Consider the following 5,986-nt stretch of genomic DNA (forward strand, 5'->3'; position numbering starts at 1 on the left):
TATATTTTAATATTATATTGTTTTAATAAAAATCCGTTGCTACATTCATAAAAAATCACGGGGTCGTCTGAAAAGCGGTTTTTCAGACGACCCTGTGTGCTAAACTTCGTTAAATACACACAAAACAGGCAAAGCAATATGTTTACATTCAAATCACTGCTCGACATGCCGCGCGGAGAAGCTCTTGCCGTCGTCGTGGCGTTAATCGGGGCGATGGGTTACACCATCATTTCGTTGGGCTGGCTGCCCCATATGTCCATCATTGCCGCCATTACCGTCCTCATCCTCTACGGTCTTGCACGCGGGTTGAAATACAACGACATGCAAAAAGGCATGGTCGGCGCGGTGGGGCAGGGCATGGGTGCGATTTACCTGTTTTTCTTCATCGGACTGATGGTCAGCGCGCTGATGATGAGCGGCGCAATTCCGACGCTGATGTATTACGGTTTCGGGCTGATTTCTCCTACTTATTTCTATTTTTCTGCTTTCGCGCTGTGTTCCATTATCGGCGTATCCATCGGCAGTAGTTTGACCACTTGCGCCACCGTCGGCGTTGCCTTTATGGGCATGGCGGCGGCGTTTCATGCCGATTTGGCAATGACGGCGGGCGCGATTGTTTCCGGCGCGTTCTTTGGCGACAAAATGTCCCCCCTTTCCGATACTACGGGCATTTCTGCCTCCATCGTCGGCATTGATTTGTTCGAACACATCAAAAACATGATGTACACCACCATTCCTGCGTGGCTTATCAGCGCAGCATTGATGCTGTGGCTCTTGCCCAATGTTGCCGCACACGATATGAACAGCGTCGAATCCTTCCGCAGCCAGCTTGAAGCGACGGGCTTGGTACACGGCTATTCGCTGATTCCGTTTGCGCTGTTGGTCGTGTTGGCGCTGTTGCGCGTCAACGCCGTCGTCGCCATGCTCTTCACTATCATCGCCGCGCTTGGCGTTACCTATTTCCACAGTACGCCCGACTTGAACCAGCTCGGTGCATGGTTTTACGGCGGCTACAAGCTGGAAGGTGAAGCGTTCCAAGACATCGCCAAACTCATTTCGCGCGGCGGTTTGGAAAGCATGTTCTTCACGCAAACCATCGTGATTCTCGGCATGAGTTTGGGCGGTTTGCTGTTCACGCTCGGCGTGATTCCGTCGCTGCTGGACGCCATCCGCGCGTTCCTGACCACCGCCGGACGCGCCACCTTCAGCGTTGCCGCTACGTCGGTTGGCGTCAATTTCCTTATCGGCGAACAATATTTGAGTATTTTGCTTTCCGGCGAAACCTTCAAACCTGTGTACGACAAGCTAGGTCTGCATTCGCGCAACCTTTCGCGCACGCTTGAGGATGCGGGTACCGTCATCAACCCTCTCGTTCCGTGGAGCGTCTGCGGCGTATTTATCAGCCACGCACTTGGCGTACCCGTTTGGGAATACCTGCCTTATGCCTTCTTCTGCTATCTGAGCCTGATTTTGACGCTGCTGTTCGGCTGGACGGGTCTGACGTTGAGCAAGAAAGAAACTGCGTAAAGCAGGGGATACAAAGGTCGTCTAAAAACCTTCAGCATAGGTTTTCAGACGACCTTTTTTATGGAAATGCTTTGACGGAATAAATGACGGCTTATTTAGGATTTTTCTCGATCAGGGCGACGAGTTGGTCGATGTAGCCTTGGACGAAGCTGCGTGCCGATTCGATGAGTTTGCCGTTATCGTCAAACAGGGTGGGGGAGTTGCCGAGGAAGACTTCGGGCTGTCCGGTCAGCGGCATATTGAAGTAGGACAAGGCAAGGCGCAGATTTTTTTGCGAGCTGTAACCGCCCATTTTGCCGACGGAATGGCTGATAATGCCTGCGGGCGTGTTTTTCCATGCGACGTCGGCGTTGGGTTTGGAGCCGATGTCTACCGCGTTTTTCAGGCAGGCGGGGACAGTGCGGTTGTTTTCGGAGGTAACGAACAATACGCCGTCGGAGGCTTTGATGGTTTCGCGGAAGGCTGTGTAGCTTTCGGGCGTGGGGAAGTCGGTTTCGGCGGGGTCGTCATAGTCGAAATTGTAGAGCGGCAAGCCGCCGATTTCGACGATTTGGGCTTCGTAGCCTTCGGGGAACATGGGGATGACGTTTTGCGCCACTTTGCGTGCGAACGAGCCTTTACGCAGGCTGCCTACTAAAATGCTGACTTTTTTTGCCATGAATTTTCTCCTGATTGTGTGAAAATAAAAACGATTCGTAAATTCATTTTAAAATGGGCGCGGATAACGGTCAAGATTAGGGCATCGCGTTAAGGCGGCTTTATCTACGGGCAGGTCGTACACGCTGAGATTTCGTTTCTTTGCGGTTGTTATGGGAATTTTGATGAAAATTCAGTTGCTTGAAGGCATATCGACAGATGGAAAGCCTTGTTTTTTTCGGATTCACTGTATTCCTTGGGCAACAGTTTTAATTAGATATGTAACTTTAGTAATTGTTTTATTGCGTGTAAATTGAAACTTACGCATAATGTAAAACATATGCAATATGGGATGGATTTTTGGGTTTGAGAGGCATCCCACATCGAGCATCAATAAAGAAAAAAGAGGGAAAAATCATGTCATTAGACTGGTGGAAACGCGAATTGTTCGGCGGTTGGACGCATTTCGAAGCGGTGTGGCTGCTGATGTTTTTGGGAATACAGGCGGTCGTGTTCGTCTTCAATCCCGACTCATGGCTGGCGAGCATTGCGGCGGTAACGGGCATTTTGTGCGTCGTTTTTGTCGGTAAGGGCAAAATCAGCAATTATTTGTTCGGGCTGATTTCCGTATCGCTGTATGCTTATGTTTCTTATACGTTTAAGCTCTACGGCGAGATGATGCTGAATTTATTGGTGTATGTGCCTGTCCAGTTTGTCGGTTTCGCTATGTGGCGCAAACATATGGCTTTGGGCGAAACGGCGGAAACCGAGGAAGTGAAGGCGAAGGCGTTGACGGTCAGACAGTGGCTGCTGGTGGTTGCCGCATCTGTCGTCGGAACGTCGGTCTACATCGAATGGCTGCACCACTTAGGCAGCGCGTTGCCGACCCTCGACGGCGTAACGGTCGTCGTGTCGATTGTGGCTCAGGTTTTGATGATTCTGCGCTACCGCGAGCAATGGGCATTGTGGATTGTGGTCAATATCCTGACGATTTCGCTGTGGGCAGCGGCATGGTTCAAAAATGGAGAAACGAGCCTGCCGCTTTTGCTGATGTACGTCATGTATTTGTGCAATTCGGTTTACGGCTATATCAACTGGACGAAGCTGGTAAAACGGTACTCAGAACAATAAGTATCAAATTGCAAAGGTCGTCTGAAAATCCGGTATCGGGTTTCAGACGACCTTTTGCATATCCATGCCAATCTGCATGCCTAAAATATTTCAATATGTTGATATTAACGCTTCCGATATTGACTCAGACAATATGGCTCATGGATACCACGCCGACAATCCCAACTTCCTTTCTAAAACCATTGTGGCGACACTGTTTATCGGCGCGTTTTTCATCATACTCCTGCTTAACCCGAATATCTTGCATTTTGCTTTCAATCCAAAACGCAGCATTCTGTCGCGTTACAAACCTTCATAAATGCTTAGACAGGCATCATGCCTTCCTGAATCATTCATCACATACTAAGAAAAAATTTAGCTGACTAAATAAAATCTTACAACTATAATAAAAAAACTTAACTTTCTCTAATAACAGATAAGCTATGGATTATCAAAAAATCAGCCGCAAACTCGAAATTTTAGCCGATGCCGCCAAATATGATGTTTCCTGCTCGTCGAGCGGCAACGACGGGCAGGGCTTGGGCAATTCTTCGCGTGCGGGCATCTGCCACAGTTTCACCGAAGACGGCCGCTGCGTATCGCTGCTGAAAATCCTGCTGACCAACCATTGCATCTACGACTGCGCTTATTGCACTTCCCGCCGCAGCAACGACATTCCGCGCGCAGCGTTTACGGTCGATGAAGTGGTGGATTTGACCATGAGCTTTTACCGCCGCAACTATATCGAAGGGCTGTTTTTGAGTTCCGGCATCTTCAAAAACGCCGATTACACCATGGAGCGCTTGGTGCGGATTGCCAAAAAACTGCGCGAAGAACATCGATTTAACGGCTACATCCACCTCAAAACCATTCCCAAAGCGTCTACCGAAATCCTGCACGAAGCCGGGCTGTATGCCGACCGCCTCAGCGTCAACATGGAAATCCCCACCATTTCCGGCCTCAAGCTGCTTGCACCCGAAAAAAACCACAGCGACATGACGCAACCGATGGCGTTTGTCCGCAACGAAATCGTCGCCTTTGCCGACGGCCGCAAAACCATCAAATCCACGCCCAAGTTCGCCCCTGCCGGACAAAGCACGCAGTTCATTATCGGCGCGGCAGGCGAAACCGACCGCCAAATCATCCGCGCCGCTGGCGGGTTTTACCGCCATTACGGTCTCAAACGCGTGTATTACTCGGGCTATGTACCGGTATTGGAAGACAAACGCCTGCCGCCTTTATCGACGCAAGTGCCGTTGCGGCGCGAAAACCGGCTCTATCAGGCAGATTGGCTGATGCGTTTTTACGGCTTTTCCGATCATGAAATCTTAGACGAACAGCAACCTTTCCTCGACTTGGATTTCGACCCCAAGCTCGCTTGGGCGCTGCGCCACCGCGAATGGTTTCCCGTGCCGCTGCAACACGCGCCGCTTGAAATGATTTTGCGCGTGCCCGGTATCGGCGTGAAGTCCGCCCGCAAAATCGTGCAGGTCCGCCGCTTCCGCATGATTACCATGGCACACCTGCGCAAAATGGGCGTGGCATTAAACCGCGCACGCTATTTCATCACCCTGCCCGAACCCAACCGCTACGCCGACCTAATCGACAGCCCGCAACTACGCGGCCTGCTGTTACAAAACACACGCTCCAAATTCAGCCAAAGCGATGCCGTGCAAAGCGATTTGTTCGGCTGATAACGAAAAGGTCAACATTATGCAAATCACTTTGCACTACGACGGCAGCTTCGACGGCCTGTTGAGCACCGTGTTTCATGTTTACGCCTGCAAATACGCTCCTGAAGACGTGCATATTACCCATGATGCGCAGGATACGGATTTATTCAGCCGCAGCGAAACCGTTATTTCCTCCCCCGAACGCGCCCAGCGCGTTTTCAAACGGCTCGAACAACAAATCGGGCGCAGCGGTATGGTCAAACTGCTGTATGGTTTTTTAATCGCCCTACCTGAGATGCCCGACACTTTTCTGCGCATTGTCAACCTGATGCTTGCCCGCCCGAGGCGCAAAGACGTGCTCTGCGATTACGGTCTTTACGATGTGATGCAATGGGCGCAATGGGTTAAAACCGTCGGACATGAAAAACACCGGATGGAAGCGTTTGTGCGCTTTGAAGAGCTGGCAGATGGTCTGTATCTCGCGCGTATCGAACCTCAATACGATGTGTTGCCCTTGATTGCACGCCATTTCCGCAACCGTTATCCGCAACAGCAATGGGCGATATTCGATATGCAGCGCCTTTACGGCATCTTGAGCGACACGAACGGTCTGCACGTAATCAACGGGCTTGAAGCCGACTGCATCCAAACATCGTACACCCCTGACGAACGCAGTTACCAAGCCCTTTGGCAGGACTATTTCAACAGCAGCAATATCCCATCCCGACGCAATCCCCGGTTGCACCGCCAACAAATGCCGCAGCGCTATTGGAAATACCTTACTGAAAAACAACCTGCTGTTTTAAAATAAAAAATGTCTGTCGAAAACAGGTTCGGACAGGCTTTATAGCGAATAAACTTATTACTTATCTTGAGGCTGACATTTCTCAGCAGGAGGCCATACAGCCCTGAATAACTGCTCCTACTCATCGAGTGTATGCCCAATAATTTTATTGTCGCGTTGTATAGTGGATTAACTTTAAACCAGTACGGCGTTGCCTCGCCTTAGCTCAAAGAGAACGATTCTCTAAGGTGCTGAA

At 50.4% G+C, this 5,986-nt stretch carries 6 protein-coding genes; 5 read left to right on the forward strand and 1 reads right to left on the reverse strand.

Features of this window, described 5'->3' with window-relative positions:
• Positions 1-138: 138 nt before the first annotated feature.
• Positions 139-1,527 (forward strand): Na+/H+ antiporter NhaC, encoded by a 1,389-nt coding sequence (gene nhaC, locus AC5M9B_RS04170; protein ID WP_146736772.1) that lies wholly within the window; start codon positions 139-141, stop codon positions 1,525-1,527.
• 91 nt (positions 1,528-1,618) lie between these two features.
• Here the strand turns inward: nhaC and AC5M9B_RS04175 are convergent, their stop codons facing one another.
• A complete protein-coding gene (locus tag AC5M9B_RS04175; protein WP_003744098.1) occupies positions 1,619-2,185 on the reverse strand; it encodes an NADPH-dependent FMN reductase in 567 nt (188 codons plus the stop codon).
• 395 nt (positions 2,186-2,580) lie between these two features.
• On the opposite strand from AC5M9B_RS04175, the gene pnuC reads away from it, so the two are divergent.
• The 4 genes from pnuC (at position 2,581) to AC5M9B_RS04195 (ending at position 5,757) form a co-directional block, all read left to right on the forward strand.
• Positions 2,581-3,294: a nicotinamide riboside transporter PnuC gene (pnuC, locus tag AC5M9B_RS04180; protein WP_101810542.1), complete on the forward strand. Its 714-nt coding sequence runs from the start codon at positions 2,581-2,583 to the stop codon at positions 3,292-3,294.
• A 133-nt stretch (positions 3,295-3,427) separates the two neighbouring features.
• Positions 3,428-3,592 carry a hypothetical protein gene (locus tag AC5M9B_RS04185; protein ID WP_193617288.1) on the forward strand — a complete coding sequence of 55 codons (165 nt, stop codon included), beginning with the start codon at positions 3,428-3,430 and terminating at the stop codon, positions 3,590-3,592.
• A 124-nt stretch (positions 3,593-3,716) separates the two neighbouring features.
• Positions 3,717-4,967: a putative DNA modification/repair radical SAM protein gene (locus tag AC5M9B_RS04190; RefSeq protein ID WP_455007446.1), complete on the forward strand. Its 1,251-nt coding sequence runs from the start codon at positions 3,717-3,719 to the stop codon at positions 4,965-4,967.
• Between the two features lie 19 nt (positions 4,968-4,986).
• Positions 4,987-5,757: a TIGR03915 family putative DNA repair protein gene (locus AC5M9B_RS04195; protein ID WP_455007445.1), complete on the forward strand. Its 771-nt coding sequence runs from the start codon at positions 4,987-4,989 to the stop codon at positions 5,755-5,757.
• The last annotated feature ends 229 nt before the right edge of the window (positions 5,758-5,986 follow it).

This window comes from Neisseria flava (assembly GCF_982712965.1).